Below are 22,868 nucleotides of genomic sequence, written 5' to 3' on the forward strand. Positions count from 1 at the left end.
GTTCGCGGCCGGATTCGACGCGACGCGACACCGGTGTACGCGGCCTGCCGATCGCACGCCATGACGTTATATACCACTATATAGAGTACGGACCCAAACGTAGCCGTACCATGTTGTACGCGCTACCCCGTAGTCCTCATAGCATACTACTTAACCGGAACTCGTCTGAATTCAGGTGATGGCTTCCAGCCACGACGCGGACACAGCGGGAATCACGCGGCGGAAATCGCTCGCGGCGCTCGCCGGCGCGGGGGCGCTCGGGCTCGCGGGCTGTACCTCCGGAGGCGATGGCGACGACTCCGGAAACCTCTCCGGAGACATCCGGATCTCCGGGAGTAGTACCGTCTACCCGGTCGCTCAGGAGGTTACCCGCTCGTTCGCCGAACAGAACCCCGACGTGAGCTTCAACCTCACTCGCGACGGCAGCGGCGGCGGGTTCGAGAACGTGTTCATCCCCGGCGACAGCGACCTCAACAACTCGAGCCGACCGATCCAGGACGAGGAAATTCAGCGCTGCCGCGACAACGACATCGAACCGGTCGAGTTCTTCGTCGCGCAGGACGCACTGACCGTCGTCGTCAACAACGAGGCCGACTTCATCGACGAGATCTCGCTGGAGGACCTCCGCACCATCTGGTCGCCGGACACCGCCCCCGAACTGTGGAGCGACGTCAACCCGGATTGGCCCGACGAGCCGTTCGACCTCTACGGCCCGGCGAGCACGTCGGGGACGTACGACTATTTCATCGAGGCGGTGATCGGAGAGACCGAGGCGGATCAGGACATCCGCGAGGACTTCGAGGGGACCGAGGAGGACGACCTGATCGCGCAGGGCGTCCAGGGCAACCAGTACGCGTTCGGGTATCTCCCCTTCGCGTACTACACGAACAACCCCGACTCGGTCAAGGCGCTCAGCCTCAGCGAGGGCGGCAGCGACCCGGTCGAACCGAGCCTTGAAGGCGCACAGAGCGGGAACTACCCGCTCGCCCGCCCCCTGTTCTTCTACGGTCACATGGGCAAGATCCAGGAGAAGAACCACCTCCAGGAGTTCCTCGAGTACTACATCAACGAGGCCGCGGAGGACTACATCGCGCAGGATATCGGCTACGTCCCGAGCAGTCAGGACATGGTCGACGCCAACCTCGAGAACCTCGAAGCGGCGATTGCCGGCGAATACGAGTTCGAACCGATCTCGACGCGATAGTAGGGCCGATCCCGCTCTACTAACGCAATAATCAATAGGGACGTTGTCCTGACCAAATTCATGGGCCATCATGAGTAGCGAATCGAACGAGGCGAAGTCGCTCCAGCGCAGCGGATTCGTCGTCCGCAAGGAGCGGTTCTATGGCCGTTTGATCGCGGCGTGCGCCGTCCTGACGATCGCCGTGACCGTCGGAATCATCCTGGCACTGTCGGGACGCGCGTTCTCGTTCTGGTCGCAGATCTCGCCGGTCGCGTACTTCACCGGAACGAGCTGGAGTCCCGTCATCGCCCGGAACTACGGCGTGCTCCCGCTGATCAGTGGGACGCTTCTCGTCACCGTCTTCTCGGCGCTGATCGCGCTGCCGATCGGTCTGGCGGCGGCGATCTATCTCAGCGAATACGCGAGCGATAGAGCCCGCTCGATACTGAAACCGGCTCTGGAGATCCTCGCCGGCGTGCCAACCGTCATCTACGGCTACATGGCGCTCGTGTACATCACGCCGTTCTTCAAGGGGATCTTCCCGTCACTCCGCACGTTCAACGTGCTCTCGGCGAGCATCGTCGTCGGGATCATGATCATTCCGATGGTCTCCTCCATCAGCGAGGACGCGCTGAGCGCGGTCCCGGACAGCCTCCGACAGGGCGGCTACGGGCTCGGGTCGACGAAGTTCGACGTCTCGACGAAGATCGTCGTCCCGTCGGCGACCTCCGGGATCGTCGCGTCGTACGTGCTCGCGATTTCGCGGGCGATCGGCGAGACGATGGCCGTCACGATGGCGATGGGCATGAGCCCGCAGATGCCGTACTTCCCGGACGTCTTCCGGAACCTCGCGGAGTCGGGACAGACCATCACGGCGGCGATGGTCCAGATCGCCAACGCGGACTCGCTCGGCAGCGGCCCCACCTACGAGGCGATGTTCGCGCTCGGCATGACGCTTTTCGCGATCACGCTGACGATGAACGTCCTCGCAGAACTGGTCAGACGGCGGTTCAGGGAGGAGTACTGATATGGCAACCGAAGAGAGCACAAGCGACCAACTCGGACGAAGCACCGCGCTCCGACTCCAGCAGCTGAAGGGACAGCTCTTCGAGGTCGCGCTCGTCGCGGCGACGCTCGTCGGCATCCTCGCATTGCTCGCGTTGTTCGTACAGATCTCGAGCGACGCGTTCCAGCCGCAAACCGCGTCGCCCGCGTGGTTCCTCGTCTACCTCGGTACGCTCGTTGGGCCGACGGCTGCGTTCACGCTGTACGCCCGCCGGAGACCGGCGGTTCGGGAGACGAACGCCAAGGCGTTCGCGGCGGTGTTCGGCGGGCTCCTGTTGAGCTTCGTCGTCTACGTCGTCGTCGACTCGCTCAGCCCGTACGACGTGTTCATCTACGCATTCTTCGCGTCGCTTCTGCCGGCGCTCGTCGTCGGGTACGACCGGACGACGGGCGACCGGAGGTACACCGGCCCGGCGATCCCCGCGTCGATCACCGTCGGTATCGCCGTCGCGGCGCTGCTGTACGACTTCGTCCGTGGCCCGATCGGCGTCGCCGCGGAGTGGATCATGTACGTCGGCCTGGTCACTGTCCCAGCGGCGTTCCTTGTCGGGACGTTGACCGCGTCCCGTCGCGGTCGCCGTTCCGGTGCCCTCGCTGGGGGGATCGTCGCCGCCGGCGGCCTCGCGGTCGCCGTCGCGTCGATCGCCACCGGGACCAACGCGTCGCTCTTGGTTGTCCTCTACTCGATGTTCGCCGTCCCCACCGGCTACGTCCTCTGGCGGTCGATCCGGACGGACCCGGAGGGACGCGTCGGCGTCGCGGGACCGTTCGTCCTCCTCGGCGGCACGCTGGTCGGTGCCGCGCTCGTCGAGCAGTTCGGGATCCGGAACCCGGACACGTTCCTCACGCCGAACCTACTCTTACAGTCGTGGGACGGCTTGACCGCGAGCAACGCGGGCGTCTACCCGCAGATCGTCGGATCGATCATCATCGTCGGCTTCATGGCGGTCCTCGCGTTCCCGGTCGGGATCGGCGCGGCCATCTACTTGGAGGAGTACGCGCCGGACACCGGGCTCCGCGGCCGGCTCGCGACGCTCCTAGAGATCAACATCTCGAATCTGGCCGGCGTTCCGTCAGTCGTGTACGGGCTCCTCGGACTCGCGTTGTTCCGGCGGACGCTCGACTTCGGAACCGGTATCGTCGTCACCGCGTCCGGAACGCTCGGACTGCTCATCCTCCCCATCGTCATCGTCTCGACACAGGAGGCGCTGCGCTCCGTCCCCGACGACCTCCGGCAGGGGTCGTACGGCATGGGGGCAAGCCGGTGGCAGACGCTCCGTGAGGTCGTCTTACCCGAGGCGATCCCCGGTACCCTCACCGGGACGATCCTCGCGCTGGCGCGGGCGATCGGCGAGACCGCGCCGCTCGTCATCATCGCGGTCGCGACGACGACGTACAGCCCGCCGAGCGGGCTGTTCTCCAGCGCGACGGCGCTCCCGCTACAGATATTCGCCGCGTCGGCGAACGCGAAGCCGGAGTTCCGACACGGAGTCGTCCCGGCGGCAGCGGTGGTGTTGCTGATACTAATGTTACTGATGAACGCGACGGCAATCGTTATCCGGAACAAGTACGGACGTGAGCACTAACAAATGAGCGAATCAGACACTTCCCCGAAGATACAGACGACGATAGAGACCGGCGACGAGGATCGCGGAAAGGCCCCCCTCGACGCCGAAGAGACGGTCATCGAGGCACGAAATCTCGATGTCTACTACGGCGAAGAACAGGCCCTGAACGGTGTCTCGATGGCGATAAACGAACACGACGTGACCGCGCTGATCGGCCCCTCGGGCTGCGGTAAGTCGACGTTCCTCCGATGTATCAACCGGATGAACGACATGATCGATGTCTGTCGCGTCGAGGGCGACGTGGAGTTCAACGGCAAGAACGTCTACGACGACGACGTCGACCCCGTCGCCCTGCGCCGAAAGATCGGAATCGTGTTCCAGAAGCCGAACCCGTTCCCGAAGTCGATCCGCGAGAACGTCGCGTACGGCCTGAAAATTCAGGGATACGAGGGCGATGTCGACGAGCGCGTCGAGGAGTCGCTCAGGCGCGCCGCGCTGTGGGACGAGGTGAAAGACCAACTCGGCTCCTCGGGGCTTGACCTGTCGGGCGGCCAGCAACAGCGGCTCTGTATCGCCCGCGCCATCGCCCCGGACCCGGAAGTCATCCTGATGGACGAGCCGACCTCGGCGCTCGATCCGGTCGCGGCCTCGAAGATCGAGGACCTGATCGACGACCTCGCCGAGGAGTACACGGTGATCATCGTCACGCACAACATGCAGCAGGCGGCGCGCATCTCCGACCGGACGGCCGTCTTCCTCACCGGCGGCGAGTTGGTCGAGTACGACGACACCGCGAAGATATTCGAGGACCCCGAAGAGCAGCGCGTCGAGGACTACATCACGGGGAAGTTCGGATAGATGCCCAGAGAAAACTACCAGGAGCGGCTCGACGACCTCCGGGACGGCGTGGTCGAGATGGGCGAGACCGTCTGCGACCGCCTCGACGACGCGGTCGCGGCGGCGGTGTCGGGCGACGACGACCTCGCCCGCTCGGTGATCGAGGGAGACCACGAGGTGAACGAGACGTACCTCGCCTTGGAGGACGAGTGTACGGAGCTACTGGCCCTCCAGCAGCCTGTGGCCGGCGATCTGCGGCTCGTCGCCGCCTCCTTCAAGATCATCACGGACCTCGAACGCGTCGCCGACCTCGCGACGAACCTCGCGGACTACGGCGGTCCCGAGGGCGGCGTCCACCCGGCGGTGGACGTGCGGCGACTCGGCGAGGCGGCCCGCGAGATGGTGGCGGACGCGGTCGCCGCCTACGCGGCGCGGGACTCGGCCGCCTGCCGCGACATCGCCGCCCGCGACGACGACTTCGACGAGCGGTGCCGCCGCGCGAGCGAGGCCGTCGTCCGCGAGCTGCTGGAGGCCGACCGTGCCCGCAGCGAGGCGCGAGACGCCGACGGCGACACGGACGACGGCGCGACCGACGACGAGGCGCTCGAAGCCTCGCTCGACGAGGTGTCACAGGCGCTGCTCGCCGTGCGCGACCTCGAACGGATCGCCGACCACGCGGTCAACATCGCGGCGCGGACCCTGTACATGGTCGAAAACGACGACGAACTGATCTACTGAGGGCGGTCCGCCCCGCGGCGGGCGGTTCACGACGGAACACGACACACAACACATGACATCCACTGACACCGCGGACGACGAAACGGCGACCGACGAGACGACCATCCTCACGTTCATGTGCGTCCGCAATGCCGGGCGCAGCCAGATGGCGACGGCGTTCGCCGAACGCGAGCGCGACCGACGCGGGCTCGGCGACCGCGTCGAGATCCGGACCGGCGGTACTGACCCCGCCGAGTCCGTCCACGAGGTCGTCGTCGAGGCGCTCGCGGAAGTCGGTCTCGACGCGAACGGCCGGACGCCGCAAGCGATCTCCGACGCGGCGCTCGCCGAGTCGGACTTCGTCGCCACGATGGGCTGTTCGACGCTCGACTTAGAGACCGTCGACACCGACGACTGGGCGCTCGACGACCCGGGCGAGCAGCCGATCGAGGCGGTCCGCGAGATCCGCGACGAGATCGAACGGCGTGTGATCGCCGTCTTCGACGAGCGGTTCGGCGAGTTCGACGGCGAGTAGGACGCCCGCCTCCGGAAGTCATAATCGACTCCGTACACTGTAGTGAGGCGTGACCGTACTACAGGAACTCATCGGTGACCAGTCGCTCGTCGTTTGGATCGTGTTGGGCGCGATCGGGTTCCTGCTGACGTGGAAGGGCGCGAACGTTATCGAGTCGACGACCTCGAAGATCAGCGACCACTTCGGCGTCTCGCAGGCCGTTCAGGGGGGGCTCATCGTCGCGGCCGCGACGTCGTTCCCCGAACTCGCGATCATCATCATCTCGGTGCTCGTCCTCGGTGACTTCGGCGTCGGCGCTGGCGCGCTCATCGGGACGGCGGTGTTCAACATCTTGGTCATCCCGGCCGCCGTCTCCATCACGAGCGGCGACACGACGACGACGCAGGGGATCGTCTACCGCGACGCCATCTTCTACATGGTCGCCGTCCTCGCCCTCTTCGGCGTGATCGCGCTCGGCGTCCTCGGGACCGACGGGCGGGAGATCGCGCGGATCACCCCCCAGATGGGCGTCGGTCTGCTGGTGTTGTACGGCGTGTACGTCATCCTCCTCGCCGGCGGCAAGAGCGGCGCATCGGACCTGAAGCGGACCGAATCGGCGAACCTCCCGAAACAGGTCGGGCTGTTCGCGGCCGGGCTAGTCGTCGTGCTCGTCGGCGTCGAGTCGATGGTCACCATGACGGTGCAGATCTCCGAGGCGCTTGACGCGCCGTCGTTCCTCGTCTCCGTGACGTTGCTGTCGGCGATGAGTTCGTTCCCCGACCTGCTCGTCGGCGTGAAGATGGGCAAAGCCGGCGACAAACGGGCGGCGGTCGCCAACGTCTTCGGGACGAACACGTTCAACCTCGTCGCTGCGCTGCCGATCGGCGTCATCCTCGCCGGCGGCGTCTCGATCGGCTTCCTCACCTCCGTGCCGCTCCTCCTGTTCCTGTTTTACACCACCCTCGCCGTGGTGGTGATGGCCGCGACGGAGTTCGAGATCACCACCGAGGAGGGGTACGTCTTCCTCGCGATGTACTTCGCCTTCCTCGGCTGGATGACGACCGAGGCGCTCGGGGTCACCACGCTGCTGACCGAATCGACGCTCCGGACGATCGTCGGGTGACGGGCGCGCTCGCCGCCCGGGACCGGACTCCTCCGTGGCAAGCGATCACTCCGTCCGAACGCGAACCTCGATCCCGTCGCCGTCGGTGACGGCGATCCCGTCGTCGCGCTCGTCGACGGCGACCTCGCGCTCGGCCGCGACCGCGTCGAGCCGGACGCGCACCGCGTCCAGCGCGGCCTCGTCGGGCACGACTACCTCGAACCACGCGAGACCGCGTCCGGCCGCCGACGTCGTCCGCCCTCGCCACGTGTTCGCGCCGAGGTGGTGGTGGTAGCCGCCGGCCGCGACGAACCGCACGTCCGGGCCGGTCATCCCGACCTCGAAGCCGAGGCCGTCGACGTAGACCGCCTCGAACGCCGACAGCGAGGTCACTTCGAGGTGGACGTGGCCGACGTCGGTGTCGGCCGGAGCGCGGTCGACGAGGTCAGTGGAGGCGGTCTCGCCCGCTTCCGTTTCGCCGGCCGCGGCCTCCTCCGCCTCCGTTTCCTCGGCCGCCGCCGCGGCGACCCCCTCGACGTCGAGCGGCTCGGTCGCCATCCGCACCGCGCCGCTCTCGTCGACCGGCCACTCCTCCCGCGGCCGGTCGCGGTATATCTCCACGCCGTTGCCCTCGGGGTCGTCGAGGTACAGCGCCTCGCTGACGAGGTGATCCGAGCCACCGTCGAGCCGCCACCGCTCCCGGACCCGGCCCAGCGCCTCGCCGAGCGCCGCCCGGGACGGGACTCGGAACGCGGTGTGGAAGAGCCCGGCGTCGGTCCGGCTCCGCGCCGGGCGGTCGGCGTCGCGCTCGACGACGAGCAGGGGCGTCCCGTCGACTCCGAGCGTCGCGCGCTCGGCCGCGCGGTCGAGAACCGCGAGACCAACCACGTCCCGGTAGAACGCGGTCGTCTCGTCGAGGTCGGCGACCCGGAGCGCCGCGCGGCCGATGCGCGTCCCCGCGGGGAGTCGGTCGGCGTCGTCGCGCTCGGCACGATCGGTCATTGGACCCGTTACGGTCGCCCGCGCGTTCAACGCGTCGGTCGCGGCGTCGGCTGCGGAAGGGCCGCGGCGACCCCCGTCCGAGCGCCCGAACCCTCCCAATCGTCCGTTAGAATCAAGCGGACACGCGACCCAGAGTGGGGCATGAGCGCCGAACAGCAGGAACGAGCCGTCCGGTGTCTGGTCGCGAAGGTCGGGCTCGACGGCCACGACCGGGGCGCACACGTGATCGCGCGGGCGTTCCGCGACGCCGGCTTCGAGGTCGTCTACTCCGGGCTCCACCGCGCGCCGGACGACATCGTTCAGGCGGCGGTACAAGAGGACGTCGACGTGCTCGGCATCTCGATTCTCTCCGGCGCGCACAACACGCTCGTCCCGAAAGTCATCGAGGGGCTCAAAGAGTACGACGCGTTCGACGACACCCTCGTCTTAGTCGGCGGGATCATCCCGGACGAGGACGAGACGAAGCTGAAGGAACTCGGCGTCGCAGAGGTGTTCGGGCCCGGGACGCCGATGGAGGAGACGATCGAGTTCATCCGAAACAACGTCCCGGAGCGCGCGTAGATGGACCGGTCGGACGCACCCGAACCCGGGGACGCACCGACGCTCTCGGCGGCCGACGCGGCGCTCGTCGACGACCTGCTCGACGGGAGTCACCGCGCGCTCGCCCGGGTAATAACGAAGATCGAGAACCACACACCCGGGTACCGCGCGATCGTCTCCGCGCTCCACGAACACACCGGCGGCGCGGACGTCGTCGGGATCACCGGCTCGCCGGGGGCGGGGAAGTCGACGCTGGTCGACAAGCTCGCGGCCGCCTACCGCGACCGCGACGAGACGGTGGGCGTGATCGCGGTCGACCCCTCGTCGCCGTACACCGGCGGGGCCGTCCTCGGCGACCGGATCCGGATGGGGTCGAACGTCGGCGACATGGACGTGTTCTTCCGGTCGATGAGCGCGCGCGGCCAGCTCGGCGGCCTCTCGACCGCGACCGCGGACGCCGTGAAGGCGCTCGACGCCTTCGGGAAGGACGTGGTGATCTTAGAGACCGTCGGGGCGGGGCAAAACGAGGTCGACGTGGTCCGCACGGCCGACACCGTCGCGGTGCTGGTCCAGCCCGGCTCCGGCGACGACGTCCAGACGCTGAAGGCGGGCATCTTGGAGATCGGTGACGTGTTCGTCGTCAACAAGGCCGACATGGACGGCGCACAGCGGACCGTCGCCGAGTTAGAGGAGATGGTCCACCGCCGCGAGGGTGGAACGACCGGCCGCGACGCCGGCCACCACGGCGCGGCCTCGATGGCCTCGACGGGCGCGGGCGGCTCCGCGGCGGGCCACCGCGACGCCGGTCGCGCGGGCGGTTCGGACTCCGACGGCCGCGGTCCGGACTCAGACGACCACGGTCCGGGCGCAGACGAGTCGTGGACGCCGGATGTCTTAGAGACCGTCGCGAACACCGGCGAGGGCGTCGCGGCGCTGATCGAGGCGTTCGACGCGCACGCGGCGTACCTGCGGGAGTCCGGCGAGATCGCGGCGACCGAGCGGCGGCGGTACGCCGAGGAGATCCGCACGCTCGTGCGCGCGGACGTGGGGGCGCTCGCGACCGCCGAGATCGAGCGTCGGGGCGGGATCGACCGCCTCGCCGAGCGCGTCCGCGACCGCGAGACGGACCCGTACGCGGTCGCCGAGGCGATCGTGGGACCGATCGCCGACTGCGTCGAGGAGGCAGGCGACTGGGAGCGCGACGACTGACGCGTCGTCCCACGGGTATAAGTCGCCAGCGAACCAACAGTTTTCTATGAAGCTCAGGAACCTCCTCGGCAGCGCCGTCCTCGGCGTCGGCGCGCTCGCCGCGCTCAACACCGGTCTCCGGTACGAGGGCGAACTGGAGTCTCCGCTCGACGGCGACGACGGCGTCTTCCGCTGGCGCGGGATGGACGTGGCGTACACGGAGGCGGGCGACCCGGACGACCCGGACCTCGTCCTGCTCCACGGGATCAACGCCGCCGGCTCCTCCGGCGAGTGGCGCGCGGTGTTCGACGAGTTGGCCGCCGACTACCACGTCGTCGCGCCCGACTTCCCGGGGTACGGCCGCTCCGATCGGCCGCCGCTCCGGTACTCCGCCGCCCTGTACGAGGACTTCGTCCACGACTTCCTCGCCGAGTTCGACGAGCCGGCCGTCGTCGCCTCCTCGCTGTCGGCGGCGTACGCGGTCGCGGCCGTCGACGGCGGCGACGCGGCGGGCGACGTCGACCTGCGCGGGTTCGTCGCCGTCTGTCCGACCGCGACCGCGGGACCGAGTCCGGCGAAGGGGTGGCTCCGCGAGCTGCTCCGTGCCCCCCTCGTCGGGCAGGCGCTGTTCAACGTCATCTCGTCGAAGCCGTCGATCCGCTATTTCAACGCCGACCACGGCTACGACGACCCCGCGAACCCGAGCGCGGAGTGGACCGACTACGAGTGGCGCACGACCCACGTCGAGAACGCGCGGTTCGCGCCCGCCTCGTTCGTCTCCGGGAGCCTGAACAGCGAGATCGACCTCGCCGCCGCGCTCGCGGACCTGGACGTCCCCCCGACCATCGTCTGGGGCCGCGAGGCGACCGTGAGCCCGCTCACTGACGGGCGCGAACTCGCCGACGCGGCCGACGCGCGGCTCGTCGTCTTCGACCGGGCGCGGCTGCTCCCGCACGTCGAACACCCCAAGCGCTTCGTCGAGACCGTCGAGGAGGCGCTCGCGGCGGGCGCGGTGGCGTAAGACACGCTCGACCGGTCGCGTCAGCCGTCGCGGCGCACGTACAGCGTCTTCTCGCAGGCCGCGTGGACCGTCCCGCTCTCATCGACGAGCGAGACGAGGTACTCGCGGTCGGTCGACTCGCCGGGGTCGAGCGTCTCGCGGATCGCCTCGGTCTCGGATCTCGGTAGCTCGAACTCGGCGTACAGCGTGTCGCGCCCGGGTTCGATGAACTCCAGCGCGGCCGACTTGTCCCACACGGTGAACCCGTCGCCGAGGACTCGCCGGAGCATCATCATGTACACGGGGTCGATCGCGCCGTAGACGCTGCCGCCGAAGATCGTTCCGACCGCGTTCCGGGTGCGCCAGTTCAGCGGCAGCCGGATTCGGACGTAGCGCCAGTCGGCCGCGATGTGGTCGACGCGCGCACCTGTGCCGCGGTACGCGGGCAGGAGGTTGAACCCGTGCCGCCAGAGCCGACTCCGACGGCTCTCCGCCGGCGGATCGTCGCGCAGCGGCCGGGGGTCGGGGTCGCGGTCGACTCCGATCGGGGAATCGCTCACGGCGATCCGCGGCGGGCCGGCGACAAACCGGTGTCGGAACCGGCGACAACGCGCCCGGGGTTGTCGATGTCTTACATCTCTCTACGCAGTCTCGATGGCGCGCGCCTGCGAGCGGTCGCCACAGGCGACCGCGAAGCAGCGTCGCGCGAGGGAGTCGGTCACCGGAGCGAAGCGGAGGTGACCGACGAGGTTGGGGAGGTGTGAGGGCGGTGCTGTGTGGTGCGGGGCGGTGCGGAACGGTGCGGGGCGGGAATCGAAGGGGCAGCCGCGAGGACGAAGACGCGCGACGCAAGGACCACAACGAGGGAGCGATAGCGACCGAGTGAGGACCGCAGCGAGCGCATCGAGTCCTCGCGGCTGGGGCTTCGGCGGTTGTGTTCACGTTAGTGACTACGTATCACCGAGCTGCTGGGACTTCGGCGGTTGTGTTCGGAGACGAAGTCACGTATCACCGGCTAAACGGAAGTTCAATAGCGTTTACGCCGGTATCGGATTCGCCACTCCCAACTGCTGTTCCCACGTATTCGTCTCGGCCCGAAACGGGTATCCCCGCGCGACCGCAACCCGACATCGATGGAGTGCGACAAGTGCGGAGCCGACGCGATCCACCACGCCGCCTACTCCGGGGCGCACCTCTGTGGCCACCACCTCCGGGAATCGGTCGAGAAGCGCGTGAAGCGTCGGGTCCGCGAGGACGGGCTGCTCGATCCGGACGCGACCCCCGACGACCCCGACCGCTGGGTGATCGGGCTCTCCGGCGGGAAAGACAGCGTCGCCCTGACGCAGATATTAGACGACGTGTTCGGGAGAGACCCCCGCGTGGAGATGCTCGCCTTAACCATCCACGAGGGGATCGAGGGGTACCGCGACGAGAGCGTCGACGCCTGCGTGGAGTTGGCCGACGACCTCTCGATGCGGCACGAACTCGTCTCCTACGAGGAGGAGTTCGGCGTCCAGATGGACGACGTCGTCGAGAAGGACCCCGAGAACATGGCGGCCTGCGCGTACTGCGGCGTGTTCCGCCGGGACCTCCTCGAACAGTACGCCGCCGAGTTCGACGCCGACAAGCTGCTCACCGGCCACAACCTCGACGACGAGGCCCAGACCGCGCTGATGAACTTCCTCGAAGGCGACGTGCGACAGGTCGCGAAACACTTCGACGCCTCGCTCGGTCCCTTCGACGAGCGCGCCGAGACCGACGCGTTCGTCCCGCGCGCGAAACCGCTCCGCGACGTGCCGGAAAAGGAGATCGCCTTATACTGTCACGTCCGCGACCTGCCGACTCACATGGCCGAGTGCCCCCACGCCGAGGAGGCGTACCGCGGCGAGATCCAGTCGACGATCCACGCCTTAGAGGAGAACCACCCCGGCGCGCGCCACTCGATCATGGCCGGCTACGAGGAGCTGTCCGCGCTCGCTGCCGAGGCGTACCGCGGGAGCGGCGAGGGCGGCGACGCGGACGACGCCGGTGACGCCGACGTACCGGACTCGCCCGCCCTCCGCGAGTGCGAGCGCTGCGGCTCACAGACCAGTCGGGACGTCTGTCGGAAGTGCCGGCTACTGGAGTCGATCGAGGCGGTTTAGCCGAAAAACGTTCGTCAGCGGACCGCGTCGAAACGGCGTTCGGCCGTCGGTTCTCCGGAAAACGGGGGATGGCTCAGCGAATGACGTCGAGCCCGTTGTTCTTCTCGACCGGCTCGTTGCCGCCGTCGGACTCCCACGCGTTGCGGTCGGTGCCGCCGGAGACCGCCGGCTCGCCTCTGTTGCCGCCGCCCGCGGCCTCGTTCGCTTCGGCCGCGCGCGAACGCGAGTCGCCGAGGTCGTCGATGTCGTCGCCGTTGACCGCGGCGCGCGACTTGTCGGCCTGCTTCTGGGTCGAGGGGCCGAGCACCTGCGCGCTCTGGACGCCCGTCATGATCGCCATGACGCGCACCTTGCCCTTGTACTCTTCCTGGATGCGAGCGCCCCAGATCACGTTGGCGCTCGCCTCCAGCCGCTCGGTGATGTTGTTCGCGATCCCCTCGGCCTCCTTCAGGGTGAGGTCCGGGCCGCCCGTGATGTGGACGAGCCCGCCGGAGGCACCGCGGTAGTCGACGTCCAAGAGCGGGTGGTTCATCGCGTCGTTGACCACCTCTTGGGTCTTGTTCTTGTCTTGGGTCTCGCCGACGAGCATCACGGCGACGCCGCCTTGATTCATGATCGTCGACATGTCCGCGTAGTCGAGGTTGATGAGGCTCGGCTGGGTGATCGTCTCCGAGATCCCCTTGACCGTCTCCGCGATGATCTGGTCCATCACGGAGAACGCCTTCCCGATCGGCAGGTTCGGGACGTAATCGAGCAGGCGGTTGTTGTCGAGGACGATGATCGAGTCGGCCTCGTTACGCAAGGTCTCTAGGCCCTCTTCGGCTTTCACCGTGCGGGCGCGCTCGACGTTGAACGGGGTCGAGACCATCCCGACGACGATGGCTCCCTGCTCTTTGGCGATCTTCGAGATGACCGGGGCCGCGCCGGTGCCCGTGCCGCCGCCCATCCCGGCGGTGACGAAGACGAGGTCGGCGTCGCCGAGTACCTCCTTGATCGTCCCTTGGGCCATCTCGGTCGCGCGCTCGCCCATCTTGGGGTCGCCGCCGGCACCGAGCCCCTGCGTGAGCGACTTGCCCACGAGGATCTTGGTGTCGGCCTCGATCATCTTGAGGTGCTGTTTGTCGGTGTTGATCGCGACGGTCTCAGCGCCGTCGACGCCGATGTTGTACAGTCGGTTGACCGTGTTGTTACCGGCACCGCCGGCACCGACGATGACGATTCGGGGGTCCCCGAACTCGTCGTCCTCCATGTCGACGTCCATGTCGCGCTTCTCCGCTTCCGCGTTGTCGAGGGCGTCCTGAACGAGATCTTGCATCTGTTTACACCTTCGCCCAGTTGCGGTTGCGGCCGCGCTCGTCGCGCTCGCCGTCCTGTTCGTTCAACATCTCGCGGACGGCCGACCGGATCGCTTCGCTCCGGTTCGGGAACTCGCCCGTCTCGACCATCTGTTCGACCTCGTCGATCTGCTGTTTCGGGATTCGTAGTGTCACACGCTCCATTGGTATTCCCCCGGTAAGACGGCGGACACGCGACGCGTGTGTCTTACAGCGCGGGACCGCCCGGACGCGGGATACCGACCCACGCCGGACGCCGCCTGTAAGACGACCGTCTTACGCGGCTCAACCAATTAATGCTAAACATATAAAACTACCGGCGAGTGTAAGACACTCGGCGAAACGCGCGGCCCGTGGCGTATGACAGGATCCGTGGACGGTCACCGATCGTTCAACACGTCCGCGGCCGGGGTTCGCCGACCGCAGCCGGGGCAAAACGCCCAGTCCGTCCGGAGCTCGTCGCCGCACTCGCAGAACGCCCTGTGTGACTGTTTTTCCCCGCAGTTCGGGCAGTACACGTGATCCGACGGCACGTTCTCGCCGCACCCGCCGCAGACGTTTTCGCGCGGTTTCGCGCCCGGGCTCTCGCTCGTCTTACGCGCGCTCGGTTCCGCGTCGTCGGCCGTCTCACGCGTCACACTAACGGCCTCTTCGTCCTCGTCTGGTCCGGCGTTCGGCGCATCGAGCGTGATGTTTACGTTGATGTCGCCGGCGTTTCCCGGAGCCGGCCTCGGCACCGCGGCACCGCCCGGCGGCCCGAGGCGTTCGTCGAGCGCGGCGTCGAGCCGTTCCGCGATCAGTTCGTCGACGCGGTCCGCGAGGGCGTCGTCGACGCCGCCGGCCGACGCGTCTGACCCGTCGGACGCCGTCTCCTCCTCGCCGTCGAGGTACGTCCGGAGCGCCTCCCGCATCACCTCGCTCTTCGAGGCGTCACACGCTTCCAGCCGGTCGACGAGTCCGTCGTCCGCCCGGAAGGTGATCTTGCTCATACCCGAGCGTATTCGTGGTCAGTACAAGTATCTTCCCCCGTCGTCTGACATGTTTCACAACGCCGAAACGTTCGGCGGAACGCCGCCGAATCGTGTGATTTGGTCACACATGTGTCTGACGCAGATTTATACGCGTCGCGCGAGCATGCGTGTGTATAATGAGTAACCGCGTCGAGGATCTCGAACGGCAGGTCGCGGAGCTACAGGCGGCGGTCAACGGACTCACCGAAGAGCTCGTCGAGATGAAAGAGCGCGTCCGACAGCTGGAAGACGAGCGCTCGGTCGCGGTCGAGGCGGACGCGGCCGGCGCGGAAGCCGGCTCCGAGAGCGGCACGGAGGAGGCCGCCGCCGAGCCGGCGGCCGACGACGACGCGACCGAGCAGGTGTCCGGCGGCGAGCGGACGACGCACTCCGACGACCACGTCGACGTCTTCGAGTCCGTCGAGGAGTCGTCCGACGGCGCGCCCGAGGCCGACGCGACGGCGTCCGACGACGCGGGCGACGGGGACGACGTCATCGTGCCCGAACAGTCGGCGACGACGCCCGACGCGGAGTCGCGCGCCGAGGAGGGCGAAGCGGCCGACGGCGACGACGACGGCGAGTCGAGCGAGGGCGACGACATCATCGTCGCGTAAGCGGTCGCCTCCGACCACATGCACATTACTGAAGTCGTTCTGGACGGGTTCAAGAGCTTCGGGCGGACGACGAGGATCCCCTTCTACGAGGACTTCACGGTCGTCACCGGCCCGAACGGCTCCGGGAAGTCGAACATCATCGACGGGGTGTTGTTCGCGCTCGGGCTGGCGCGCACCCGCGGGATCCGCGCGAAGAAGCTCACCGACCTCATCTACAACCCCGGCCACGACGACGGCGAGGAGTCCGGCGGGCCGAAGGAGGCGTCCGTCACCGTCGTGCTCTCCAACGAGGACGGCGCGCTCGACCGGTCGCAGGTCGTCTCCGCGGCCGGCACCGAGAACGTCGGCGACGTCTCGGAGATCACGATCAAACGCCGCGTGAAGGAGACGGAGGACAACTACTACTCGTACTACTACCTCAACGGCCGGTCGGTGAACCTCTCGGACGTTCAGGACCTGCTCGCGGCGGCGGGCGTGACGCCGGAGGGGTACAACGTGGTGATGCAGGGCGACGTCACCGAGATCATCAACATGACGCCCTACCAGCGCCGGGGGATCGTCGACGAGATCGCCGGCGTCGCCGAGTTCGACGAGAAGAAGGAGGCCGCCTACGAGGAGCTGGACACCGTCGAAGACCGGATCGGCGAGGCGGACCTCCGCATCGGCGAGAAGGAGGAGCGGCTCGACCAGCTCGCCGACGAGCGCGAGACCGCCCTCCAGTATCAGGACCTCCGCGACGAGCTGGAGGAGTACCGCGGGTTTCGCAAGGCCTCCGAGCTGGAGGAGAAACGCGAGACGCTCGCGACCGTCGCGGACGACGTCGAGGAGGCGGAGGCGGAGCTCGACGAGCTGCGTTCCGAACTCGACGCCAGACAGGGGAAGCTCACCCGCTTGGAGGAGGACTTAGCGGACCTCAACCACGAGATCGAGACGAAAGGGGAAGACGAGCAGATCCAGATCCGGTCGGAGATCGAGTCGATCAAAGGCGAGATCTCGCGGCTCGAAGACAAGATCGAGTCGGCCGAGTCGCGCGCGGAGTCGGCCGAAAACGACCGCAGACAGGCGTTCGTCCAGATCGACCGCAAGGAGGAGACGATCGAGGAGCTGGACGACGATATTCGCGAGACGAAAGTCGAGAAGGCCTCGGTAAAATCGGAGCTGGCGACGAAGCGCTCGGAGCTCGCCGACGTGGAGGCCGAAATCGAGGGCGCGGACACCGAGTTCGACGAGCTGAAGGCCGACCTCTCGGAGAAGAAGGAGTCGATCGAGTCGCTGCGCGAGGAGAAAAACGAGACGCAACGCGAGAAGGACCGGCTGCTCGACGAGGCTCGCCGCCGCTCGAACGCGGTGAGCGAGGCCCGCGAGGAGCTGGAGGAGGCCCGCGAGTCGCTCCCGGAGCACAAAGCGCGCATCTCCGAGCTAAAAAGCGAGCTGGACAAAGCCGAGAAGAACGAGGCGACCATCGAGGACGCCGTCGCGGACCTGTTCGCCGAGAAGGCGGAGAGCGAGGAGCGCTTAGAGGAGATCGAGTCGACGCTCCGCGAGAAGCAAAACGAGTACGCCAAGCTGGAGGCGGCCGCCGACCAGCGCGGCGACGCCTCGTGGCCCCGGGCGGTCACCGAGGTGAAGAACGGCGGCATCGACGGCGTTCACGGTGCCGTCGGCGAACTCGGCTCGGTCGGTGCCGAGTACGCCGAGGCCTGTGAGACCGCCGCGGGCGGTCGGCTCGCGAACGTCGTCGTCGACGACGACGGCGTCGGCTCGACCTGTATCGACTACCTGAAACAGCGGAACGCGGGGCGGGCGACGTTCCTCCCGATCACGAAGATGGACGACCGGAGCCTGCCGCGGAAGCCCTCGCTGCCGGGCGTCGTCGACTTCGCGCGGAACCTCGTCGACTACGACGCCGAGTACGAGTCGATCTTCTCGTACGTGCTCGGCTCGACGCTCGTCGTCGAGGACATGTCGACCGCCCGCGAGCTGATGGGTGACTTCCGGATGGTGACCCTCGACGGCGACCTCGTCGAGAAGTCGGGCGCGATGACCGGCGGCTCCGGCGGCGGCTCCCGCTACTCGTTCACGAAGTCCGGCGGCGGGAAGCTCGAACGCCTCGCGACGGAGATCTCCGACCTCGAAGACGAGCGTCGGTCGGTCCAGTCGGAGATCGACGCGCTCGACGACGACATCGAGGACGCCCGCGACCGCAAGGCGGACGCGGCCGAGCGCGTCCGGTCGCTGGAGGCGGACGTCGAGCGCGCCGAAGACGACCTCGCGGAGGCCGAAGCGCGGATCGAGGAGTTGGAGGCGGAACTGGAGGAACTGGAGGCGGAACGCGAGTCCGTCGACGCGGAGATGACCTCGTTGGACGAGGAGCTGTCGGAGATCGACGCCGAGATCGACGAACTCGCGGCCGAGATAGACGAGATCGAAGCCGAACTCGCCGACTCGAAGATCCCGGAGCTCTCCGAACGGGCCGACGAGATCCGCGCCGAGATCGACGAGTTGGAAGACCGGATGAACTCGCTCGACGGCCGGATCAACGAGCTGGAGTTGGAGAAGGGGTACGCCGAGGACGCGCTCGACGACCTCCACGACGACGTCGAGGAGGCACAGAACGCGAAGGCCGAGGCGGAGGAGGCGATCGCGGACCACGAGGCCGCCATCGAGGAGAAGCAGGCGGAACTCGACGAAAAGAAGGAGGCGATCGCCGACCTCGAAGAAGAGCTCACGGAGCTGAAAGAAGAGCGCGAAGACCTCCGCGAGGAGATCCGCGAGGCGACACAGCGGCGCGACGAGCAGCGCTCGCTCGTCTCGGAGGCGGAGTCGGAGCTGTCGGACCTGACCGACCGCCGCGACCGCTTGGAGTGGGAGATAGACGAACTGGAGTCGCAGGTCGGCGACTACGACGCCGCGGAGATCCCCGACCTCGACGAGGTGGAGTCGCGGATCGAGGATCTGAACGCGGAGATGGAGGCGTTAGAGCCGGTGAACATGCTTGCGATCGACGAGTACGAGGAGGTTCAGGGGGCGCTCGACGAGCTGCAGGAGCGCCGGGACGTCCTCGTCGAAGAACGCGACGCCATCGAGGAGCGCATCGAGGGGTACGAGGCGGCGAAAAAGGAGACGTTCATGGAGACGTTCGAGTCGATCAACGATCACTTTCAGGACATCTTCGCTCGCCTTTCCGCGGGGTCGGGTGACCTCGTCTTGGAGAACCCGGAGGACCCGTTCGAGGAGGGGCTGACGATGAAAGCGCAGCCGGCGGACAAGCCGGTTCAGCGGCTCGACGCGATGAGCGGCGGCGAGAAGTCGCTCACCGCGCTCTCTTTCATCTTCGCCGTCCAGCGGCACAACCCCGCGCCGTTCTACGCGCTCGACGAGATCGACGCGTTCCTCGACGCGGTCAACGCCGAGCGCGTCGGCGAGATGATAGAGGAGCTGGCCGAGGAGGCGCAGTTCGTCGTCGTCGGCCACCGCTCGGCGCTGCTGGAGCGCTCGGACCGCGCCATCGGCGTCACGATGCAGGGCGACAACCTCTCGGCGGTGACCGGGATGCAGTTCGGCGACAACGCCGACGAGGGGGAGGAAAGCGAGGTGAGCGCGGATGACTGAGGACGGTGTCCCCGACCTCGACCTGACGAGCGAGCGCAACGGGGCCGACCCGTTCGCCGACGACCAGTCCGGTGACGAGGGGTCCGGTGACGAGGGGTCCGGTGACGAGGAGTTCGACGCGGCCGACGATCCCGCTTCCGACCCGGGTGACGACCCCGCTCCCGGCCCTGACGTGACCGGCGTCTCGCCGCCGGACGAGACCGACGACGACGAGGTCGAACCCGTCGAACTCCTCGTCCAACTCGCCGAGGAGGGGGAGATCGAGCCGTGGGACATCGACATCGTACAGGTGACGGACGCCTTCTTGGAGAAGCTCGACGAGACGGACCTCCGAACGACCGGGCGGGCGCTGTTTTACGCCAGCGTCTTACTCCGCATGAAAAGCGACGGCATGCTGGCCGACGACGACGAGGATGAGGAGCCGGAACCGGAGCCGTGGGAGGTCGCGATGGAGGGCGGCGCGCCCGACCCCGCGGACGGCGACTTCGACCCCGTCGACGAGCTGGAAGCCGAGATGGACCGTCGGCTCGACCGCAAGAACACCCGGGGATCGCCGGAGACGCTCGACGAACTCGTCCGCGAACTGCGCGAGGCCGAGCGCGGCTCGTGGTGGAAAGAGTCCCGCGAGTACGACACCTCCGAGTCGCCGAGCGGCCACGCCCGCGGCACGCAGACGCTCGATTACCACACGGGCGACGAGTTCCGGCAGGACGGCGAGCCGACCGCGGGCGAGGCGACCGACCGCACCCACGACGAGGACATCGAGGAGGTGATAGTCGAGATCGACAACGCCCTCCGGACGCACTTCGACCGCGGGCGCACGGAGGTGCTGTTCGCCGAGATCGAGAGCGCGGGCGGGCGACCCTTCATGACGTACCTCGCGCTCCTCTTTATGGCCCACCGCGGCTCGGTCCGGCTCCAGCAGGACGAGCTGTTCGGCGACCTGTGGGTGAAAGATCCGACGGCGATGACCGGAGAGTCGGAAGCGATCGCGGACTAATACGTTTCCGGTTATAAATCGCTGATCGACACGGACACTCCCGAAGCCCCAGCCGCTCGCTACGACGAAACCGACGCCGTGACCGAGACCGCCGAAGCCCCAGCCGCGAGGCGGGCGCACGCTCGCTGTGGTCCTCAGTCGCTCACTTCGTTCGCTCCTTGCGGTCCTTGCTTCGCCTCCGCCCGCCTCGCGGCTGCCCCTTCGAGTCCCACCCCACACAGCGACCGCACCTCACACCTCCCCAGCCTCGTCGGTCGCCGTCGCTTCGCTCGGCGACCGACTCCCTCGCGCGTGCTGGCTCGCGGCCTGTCGGCCGCTCGCAGGCGCGCGCCACCGCACCGCAGATTTGTTTATAAGTAGTCGCCCAGCAACGGCTCGACGCGTTCTTTGGTTTCGTCCGGAATCGCCTCGGTCGGCGTGTTGACCGTGCCTTCCAGCGAGCTGTGCGCGTCACACTCCAGATCCTCCGGCAGCGTCCGCACGGCCTCCTCGACGGCGGCTTTGATCGCCTTCTGGTTCTGTTCCGCGTTTTCCAGCACCTCTTCGAGCGTCACCTCGCTGTCCTCTTTCCAGACGTCGTAGTCGGTGACGCCGGCGATCGTCGCGTACGCGATCTCGGCCTCGCGGGCCAGTTTGGCCTCCGGAATCGCGGTCATGCCGACGAGGTCCCAGCCTTGGCTCTTGTAGAACTCCGACTCGGCGCGCGTGGAGTACTGCGGCCCCTCGATACAGACGTACGTGCCGCCCTTCACGACGCCGGTGTCGTCGGGCGCGGCCGACTCGGCCGCCTCGGTGAGGTGGTCGACGAGTTCGGGACTGTACGGGTCCGCGAACGGCTGGTGGACGACGACGCCGTCGCCGTAAAAGGAGAGGTCCCGGTGTTTCGTCCGGTCGTAGATCTGGTCGGGGACGACGAGCGTGCCGGGCTCTAGTTCCTCCTTCAGGCTGCCGACCGCGTTCGACGCGAACACGTGAGTGACGCCGGCCTTCTTCAGCGCGTACATGTTGGCGCGGTACGGCAGGTCGGTCGGGGAGACGCCGTGGTTCGAGCCGTGCCGCGGGAGGAACGCGACCTCGCGGCCGGTGTCGCCGAACTCGCCGATCGTCACCGCGTCGCTCGGCTGTCCGTACGGCGTGTCGAACTCGACCTCTCGCACGTCGTTCAGGGGGAGCGCCTCGTAGATGCCGCTGCCGCCGATGAATCCGATGGTTCCCATACCCGGAGTGCGCCCGCTCGCTACTTATAAGGAGTGAACCCGCGTCGCCGACTCGCCTCACAGCAGCCAGCGCACCGCCGCGAGCGCGAGTGCGCTCACGACGAGCAGGTGGACCAACACCGCGCCGACGGGCGCAGCGCCGACCGCGCGCATGTCGTCGACCCGGATCGAGAGGCCGAGTCCGACGAACGCCAGCGCGAACAGCGCGTCCGAGACGCGGCCGATCGACGCCAGCGCCGCCGGCGACAGCAGCCCGCTGTTGGCCGCCGCCGCCACGGCGAGAAAGCCCAGCAGGAACTTCGGGAACTCCGCCCACAGCCGCCGGACGCCCGGCTCCGCCGCCGAGCGCGCCGTGTACGCAAGCGAGTACGCGACCGCGACCCCGCCCAGAAGCGAGTTGCGCGCCAGCTTCGTCACCGTGGCCCACTGGCCCGCCTCGGGTGAGTACGCGAACCCCGCGGCCGCGACGGGACCGGTCGAGAACATGCTCACGCCCGCCCAGACGCCGAACTGGCGGCTCGACAGGCCGAGCCACTCGCCCGCCAGCGGGAACGCGACGAGCGTCACCGCGTCGAACAGCAGCACGGTCGCGGCCGCGAAGGTGATCGCGGCCCCGCGGGCGTCCAACACTCGCCCGATCGCGACGACCGCGGAGACGCCGCAGACGCTCGCGCCGGCCGCCAGAAGCGACGAGGTCGGCGACCCGATCCGAAAGAGACCGCGCGCGACGACCTCCGCGAACAGGAGGCCGCCGGCGACGAACGCGACCACCAGTCCGAGGACGGTCGGTCCGGCCGCGAGGAACTCCTCGACGGCGACCGCCGCGCCGAGCAGGACAATCCCGGTCTCCAAGAACAGCTTGTCGACGCCCACGCCCGGCTCCGCGATCTCGGGCGTCCCGACCGTGTTCCCGACGCCGACGCCGAGCGCGACGGCGACGACGAGCGGCTGGAGGCCGGGGACCCCGTCCGCGACGAGCGTCGCGACGAGCGCGCCGCCCGCGAGGAGCGCGAGACCGGGCAGGTACGCTCGGACCGCCTCGGCGATCCCGGTCACAGCGCCTGCCCGACGAGGTGCGCGGCGACGATCCCGAGCCCCAGCGCGAGCGCCTGCCAGCCGCGGTCGAGCGCGGTCCAGCGGTCGACGATCCCGCCGTCGGCCGCCGAGCGTTCCGCCGTCGGGCCGCCCGGTCCCGTCCCGTCGTCGCCGTTCGATGCCATG

Annotated in this window: 22 protein-coding genes; 14 read left to right on the forward strand and 8 right to left on the reverse strand. The window is 68.0% G+C overall.

Features of this window, described 5'->3' with window-relative positions:
• Nucleotides 1–178 precede the first annotated feature (178 nt).
• From QOL69_RS11435 to QOL69_RS11465, 7 genes are all read left to right on the forward strand, one after another.
• Nucleotides 179–1,204, forward strand: coding sequence for a PstS family phosphate ABC transporter substrate-binding protein (locus QOL69_RS11435; RefSeq protein WP_283403262.1), 1,026 nt, complete (start codon nucleotides 179–181; stop codon nucleotides 1,202–1,204).
• Nucleotides 1,205–1,274: 70 nt separating this feature from the next.
• On the forward strand, nucleotides 1,275–2,210 hold the full coding sequence (pstC, locus tag QOL69_RS11440) for a phosphate ABC transporter permease subunit PstC (RefSeq protein ID WP_048076983.1): 936 nt from the start codon (nucleotides 1,275–1,277) through the stop codon (nucleotides 2,208–2,210).
• 1 nt (nucleotide 2,211) lies between these two features.
• A complete protein-coding gene (gene pstA, locus QOL69_RS11445; RefSeq protein ID WP_283403263.1) occupies nucleotides 2,212–3,834 on the forward strand; it encodes a phosphate ABC transporter permease PstA in 1,623 nt (540 codons plus the stop codon).
• Between the two features lie 3 nt (nucleotides 3,835–3,837).
• Nucleotides 3,838–4,674, forward strand: a complete 837-nt coding sequence (pstB, locus tag QOL69_RS11450; protein WP_048076984.1) for a phosphate ABC transporter ATP-binding protein PstB — start codon at nucleotides 3,838–3,840, stop codon at nucleotides 4,672–4,674.
• Nucleotides 4,675–5,391 (forward strand): phosphate signaling complex protein PhoU, encoded by a 717-nt coding sequence (phoU, locus tag QOL69_RS11455; RefSeq protein ID WP_283403264.1) that lies wholly within the window; start codon nucleotides 4,675–4,677, stop codon nucleotides 5,389–5,391. It abuts the gene before it with no gap.
• A gap of 52 nt (nucleotides 5,392–5,443) precedes the next feature.
• A complete protein-coding gene (locus QOL69_RS11460) occupies nucleotides 5,444–5,905 on the forward strand; it encodes an arsenate-mycothiol transferase ArsC (protein WP_048076985.1) in 462 nt (153 codons plus the stop codon).
• Between the two features lie 49 nt (nucleotides 5,906–5,954).
• Nucleotides 5,955–7,007 carry a sodium:calcium antiporter gene (locus tag QOL69_RS11465; RefSeq protein WP_283403265.1) on the forward strand — a complete coding sequence of 351 codons (1,053 nt, stop codon included), beginning with the start codon at nucleotides 5,955–5,957 and terminating at the stop codon, nucleotides 7,005–7,007.
• Between the two features lie 45 nt (nucleotides 7,008–7,052).
• Here the strand turns inward: QOL69_RS11465 and QOL69_RS11470 are convergent, their stop codons facing one another.
• Nucleotides 7,053–7,988 (reverse strand): VOC family protein, encoded by a 936-nt coding sequence (locus QOL69_RS11470; RefSeq protein ID WP_283403266.1) that lies wholly within the window; start codon nucleotides 7,986–7,988, stop codon nucleotides 7,053–7,055.
• A gap of 141 nt (nucleotides 7,989–8,129) precedes the next feature.
• Here QOL69_RS11470 and QOL69_RS11475 point away from each other — a divergent pair, with 141 nt between their 5' ends.
• The 3 genes from QOL69_RS11475 to QOL69_RS11485 are packed head-to-tail and all read left to right on the forward strand — an operon-like array spanning nucleotide 8,130 to nucleotide 10,737.
• A complete protein-coding gene (locus QOL69_RS11475; protein ID WP_048076987.1) occupies nucleotides 8,130–8,549 on the forward strand; it encodes a cobalamin B12-binding domain-containing protein in 420 nt (139 codons plus the stop codon).
• On the forward strand, nucleotides 8,550–9,737 hold the full coding sequence (gene meaB / locus QOL69_RS11480; RefSeq protein WP_283403267.1) for a methylmalonyl Co-A mutase-associated GTPase MeaB: 1,188 nt from the start codon (nucleotides 8,550–8,552) through the stop codon (nucleotides 9,735–9,737).
• A 46-nt stretch (nucleotides 9,738–9,783) separates the two neighbouring features.
• Nucleotides 9,784–10,737 (forward strand): alpha/beta fold hydrolase, encoded by a 954-nt coding sequence (locus QOL69_RS11485; protein ID WP_283403268.1) that lies wholly within the window; start codon nucleotides 9,784–9,786, stop codon nucleotides 10,735–10,737.
• A gap of 20 nt (nucleotides 10,738–10,757) precedes the next feature.
• On the opposite strand, the gene QOL69_RS11490 is transcribed toward QOL69_RS11485, so the two are convergent.
• The gene (locus tag QOL69_RS11490) at nucleotides 10,758–11,276 is read right to left on the reverse strand and encodes a DUF4442 domain-containing protein (protein ID WP_283403269.1); all 519 of its coding nucleotides are present in this window, start codon (nucleotides 11,274–11,276) and stop codon (nucleotides 10,758–10,760) included.
• A 573-nt stretch (nucleotides 11,277–11,849) separates the two neighbouring features.
• Between QOL69_RS11490 and QOL69_RS11495 the strand changes: the two genes are divergently transcribed.
• Nucleotides 11,850–12,860: a tRNA 2-thiolation protein NcsA gene (locus QOL69_RS11495; protein ID WP_283403270.1), complete on the forward strand. Its 1,011-nt coding sequence runs from the start codon at nucleotides 11,850–11,852 to the stop codon at nucleotides 12,858–12,860.
• Nucleotides 12,861–12,933: 73 nt separating this feature from the next.
• Here QOL69_RS11495 and ftsZ read toward each other — a convergent pair whose 3' ends face one another.
• The 3 genes from ftsZ to QOL69_RS11510 all read right to left on the reverse strand — a co-directional run bounded on the left by ftsZ (nucleotide 12,934) and on the right by QOL69_RS11510 (nucleotide 15,183).
• Complete coding sequence (gene ftsZ / locus QOL69_RS11500; protein WP_283403271.1) at nucleotides 12,934–14,175, reverse strand: cell division protein FtsZ; 1,242 nt, start codon at nucleotides 14,173–14,175, stop codon at nucleotides 12,934–12,936.
• Nucleotides 14,176–14,179: 4 nt separating this feature from the next.
• Nucleotides 14,180–14,359: a transcriptional regulator CdrS gene (locus QOL69_RS11505; RefSeq protein ID WP_048076990.1), complete on the reverse strand. Its 180-nt coding sequence runs from the start codon at nucleotides 14,357–14,359 to the stop codon at nucleotides 14,180–14,182.
• A gap of 215 nt (nucleotides 14,360–14,574) precedes the next feature.
• Complete coding sequence (locus QOL69_RS11510; protein WP_283403272.1) at nucleotides 14,575–15,183, reverse strand: double zinc ribbon domain-containing protein; 609 nt, start codon at nucleotides 15,181–15,183, stop codon at nucleotides 14,575–14,577.
• A 158-nt stretch (nucleotides 15,184–15,341) separates the two neighbouring features.
• Here QOL69_RS11510 and QOL69_RS11515 point away from each other — a divergent pair, with 158 nt between their 5' ends.
• The 3 genes from QOL69_RS11515 to QOL69_RS11525 are packed head-to-tail and all read left to right on the forward strand — an operon-like array spanning nucleotide 15,342 to nucleotide 20,430.
• Nucleotides 15,342–15,818 (forward strand): DUF7518 family protein, encoded by a 477-nt coding sequence (locus QOL69_RS11515; protein ID WP_283403273.1) that lies wholly within the window; start codon nucleotides 15,342–15,344, stop codon nucleotides 15,816–15,818.
• Nucleotides 15,819–15,836: 18 nt separating this feature from the next.
• Nucleotides 15,837–19,430: a chromosome segregation protein SMC gene (gene smc / locus QOL69_RS11520; protein WP_283403274.1), complete on the forward strand. Its 3,594-nt coding sequence runs from the start codon at nucleotides 15,837–15,839 to the stop codon at nucleotides 19,428–19,430.
• Complete coding sequence (locus tag QOL69_RS11525; RefSeq protein WP_283403275.1) at nucleotides 19,423–20,430, forward strand: segregation and condensation protein A; 1,008 nt, start codon at nucleotides 19,423–19,425, stop codon at nucleotides 20,428–20,430. Before smc ends, QOL69_RS11525 begins: the two co-directional genes overlap by 8 nt.
• A gap of 350 nt (nucleotides 20,431–20,780) precedes the next feature.
• Here QOL69_RS11525 and mtnP read toward each other — a convergent pair whose 3' ends face one another.
• The 3 genes from mtnP to QOL69_RS11540 are packed head-to-tail and all read right to left on the reverse strand — an operon-like array spanning nucleotide 20,781 to nucleotide 22,867.
• On the reverse strand, nucleotides 20,781–21,647 hold the full coding sequence (mtnP, locus tag QOL69_RS11530) for an S-methyl-5'-thioadenosine phosphorylase (protein ID WP_283403276.1): 867 nt from the start codon (nucleotides 21,645–21,647) through the stop codon (nucleotides 20,781–20,783).
• 57 nt (nucleotides 21,648–21,704) lie between these two features.
• A complete protein-coding gene (locus QOL69_RS11535; RefSeq protein ID WP_283403277.1) occupies nucleotides 21,705–22,703 on the reverse strand; it encodes a YeiH family protein in 999 nt (332 codons plus the stop codon).
• Complete coding sequence (locus QOL69_RS11540) at nucleotides 22,700–22,867, reverse strand: hypothetical protein (protein WP_283403278.1); 168 nt, start codon at nucleotides 22,865–22,867, stop codon at nucleotides 22,700–22,702. Before QOL69_RS11540 ends, QOL69_RS11535 begins: the two co-directional genes overlap by 4 nt.
• Nucleotide 22,868: the final 1 nt, after the last annotated feature.

This window comes from Halorubrum sp. DM2 (genome assembly GCF_901686465.1).
GTDB lineage: Archaea > Halobacteriota > Halobacteria > Halobacteriales > Haloferacaceae > Halorubrum.

Excerpts from the sequence above, each read along its gene's own strand:
- QOL69_RS11510 (WP_283403272.1), bottom strand. The coding sequence starts at position 15,183 with ATGAGCAAGATCACCTTCCGGGCGGACGACGGACTCGTCGACCGGCTG.
- QOL69_RS11515 (WP_283403273.1), top strand. The coding sequence starts at position 15,342 with ATGAGTAACCGCGTCGAGGATCTCGAACGGCAGGTCGCGGAGCTACAG.
- QOL69_RS11470 (WP_283403266.1), bottom strand. The coding sequence starts at position 7,988 with ATGACCGATCGTGCCGAGCGCGACGACGCCGACCGACTCCCCGCGGGG.
- smc (WP_283403274.1), top strand. The coding sequence starts at position 15,837 with ATGCACATTACTGAAGTCGTTCTGGACGGGTTCAAGAGCTTCGGGCGG.
- QOL69_RS11540 (WP_283403278.1), bottom strand. The coding sequence starts at position 22,867 with ATGGCATCGAACGGCGACGACGGGACGGGACCGGGCGGCCCGACGGCG.
- QOL69_RS11485 (WP_283403268.1), top strand. The coding sequence starts at position 9,784 with ATGAAGCTCAGGAACCTCCTCGGCAGCGCCGTCCTCGGCGTCGGCGCG.
- phoU (WP_283403264.1), top strand. The coding sequence starts at position 4,675 with ATGCCCAGAGAAAACTACCAGGAGCGGCTCGACGACCTCCGGGACGGC.
- pstA (WP_283403263.1), top strand. The coding sequence starts at position 2,212 with ATGGCAACCGAAGAGAGCACAAGCGACCAACTCGGACGAAGCACCGCG.
- mtnP (WP_283403276.1), bottom strand. The coding sequence starts at position 21,647 with ATGGGAACCATCGGATTCATCGGCGGCAGCGGCATCTACGAGGCGCTC.
- QOL69_RS11460 (WP_048076985.1), top strand. The coding sequence starts at position 5,444 with ATGACATCCACTGACACCGCGGACGACGAAACGGCGACCGACGAGACG.
- QOL69_RS11525 (WP_283403275.1), top strand. The coding sequence starts at position 19,423 with ATGACTGAGGACGGTGTCCCCGACCTCGACCTGACGAGCGAGCGCAAC.
- ftsZ (WP_283403271.1), bottom strand. The coding sequence starts at position 14,175 with ATGCAAGATCTCGTTCAGGACGCCCTCGACAACGCGGAAGCGGAGAAG.
- meaB (WP_283403267.1), top strand. The coding sequence starts at position 8,550 with ATGGACCGGTCGGACGCACCCGAACCCGGGGACGCACCGACGCTCTCG.
- pstB (WP_048076984.1), top strand. The coding sequence starts at position 3,838 with ATGAGCGAATCAGACACTTCCCCGAAGATACAGACGACGATAGAGACC.
- QOL69_RS11435 (WP_283403262.1), top strand. The coding sequence starts at position 179 with ATGGCTTCCAGCCACGACGCGGACACAGCGGGAATCACGCGGCGGAAA.
- QOL69_RS11495 (WP_283403270.1), top strand. The coding sequence starts at position 11,850 with ATGGAGTGCGACAAGTGCGGAGCCGACGCGATCCACCACGCCGCCTAC.
- QOL69_RS11475 (WP_048076987.1), top strand. The coding sequence starts at position 8,130 with ATGAGCGCCGAACAGCAGGAACGAGCCGTCCGGTGTCTGGTCGCGAAG.
- pstC (WP_048076983.1), top strand. The coding sequence starts at position 1,275 with ATGAGTAGCGAATCGAACGAGGCGAAGTCGCTCCAGCGCAGCGGATTC.
- QOL69_RS11505 (WP_048076990.1), bottom strand. The coding sequence starts at position 14,359 with ATGGAGCGTGTGACACTACGAATCCCGAAACAGCAGATCGACGAGGTC.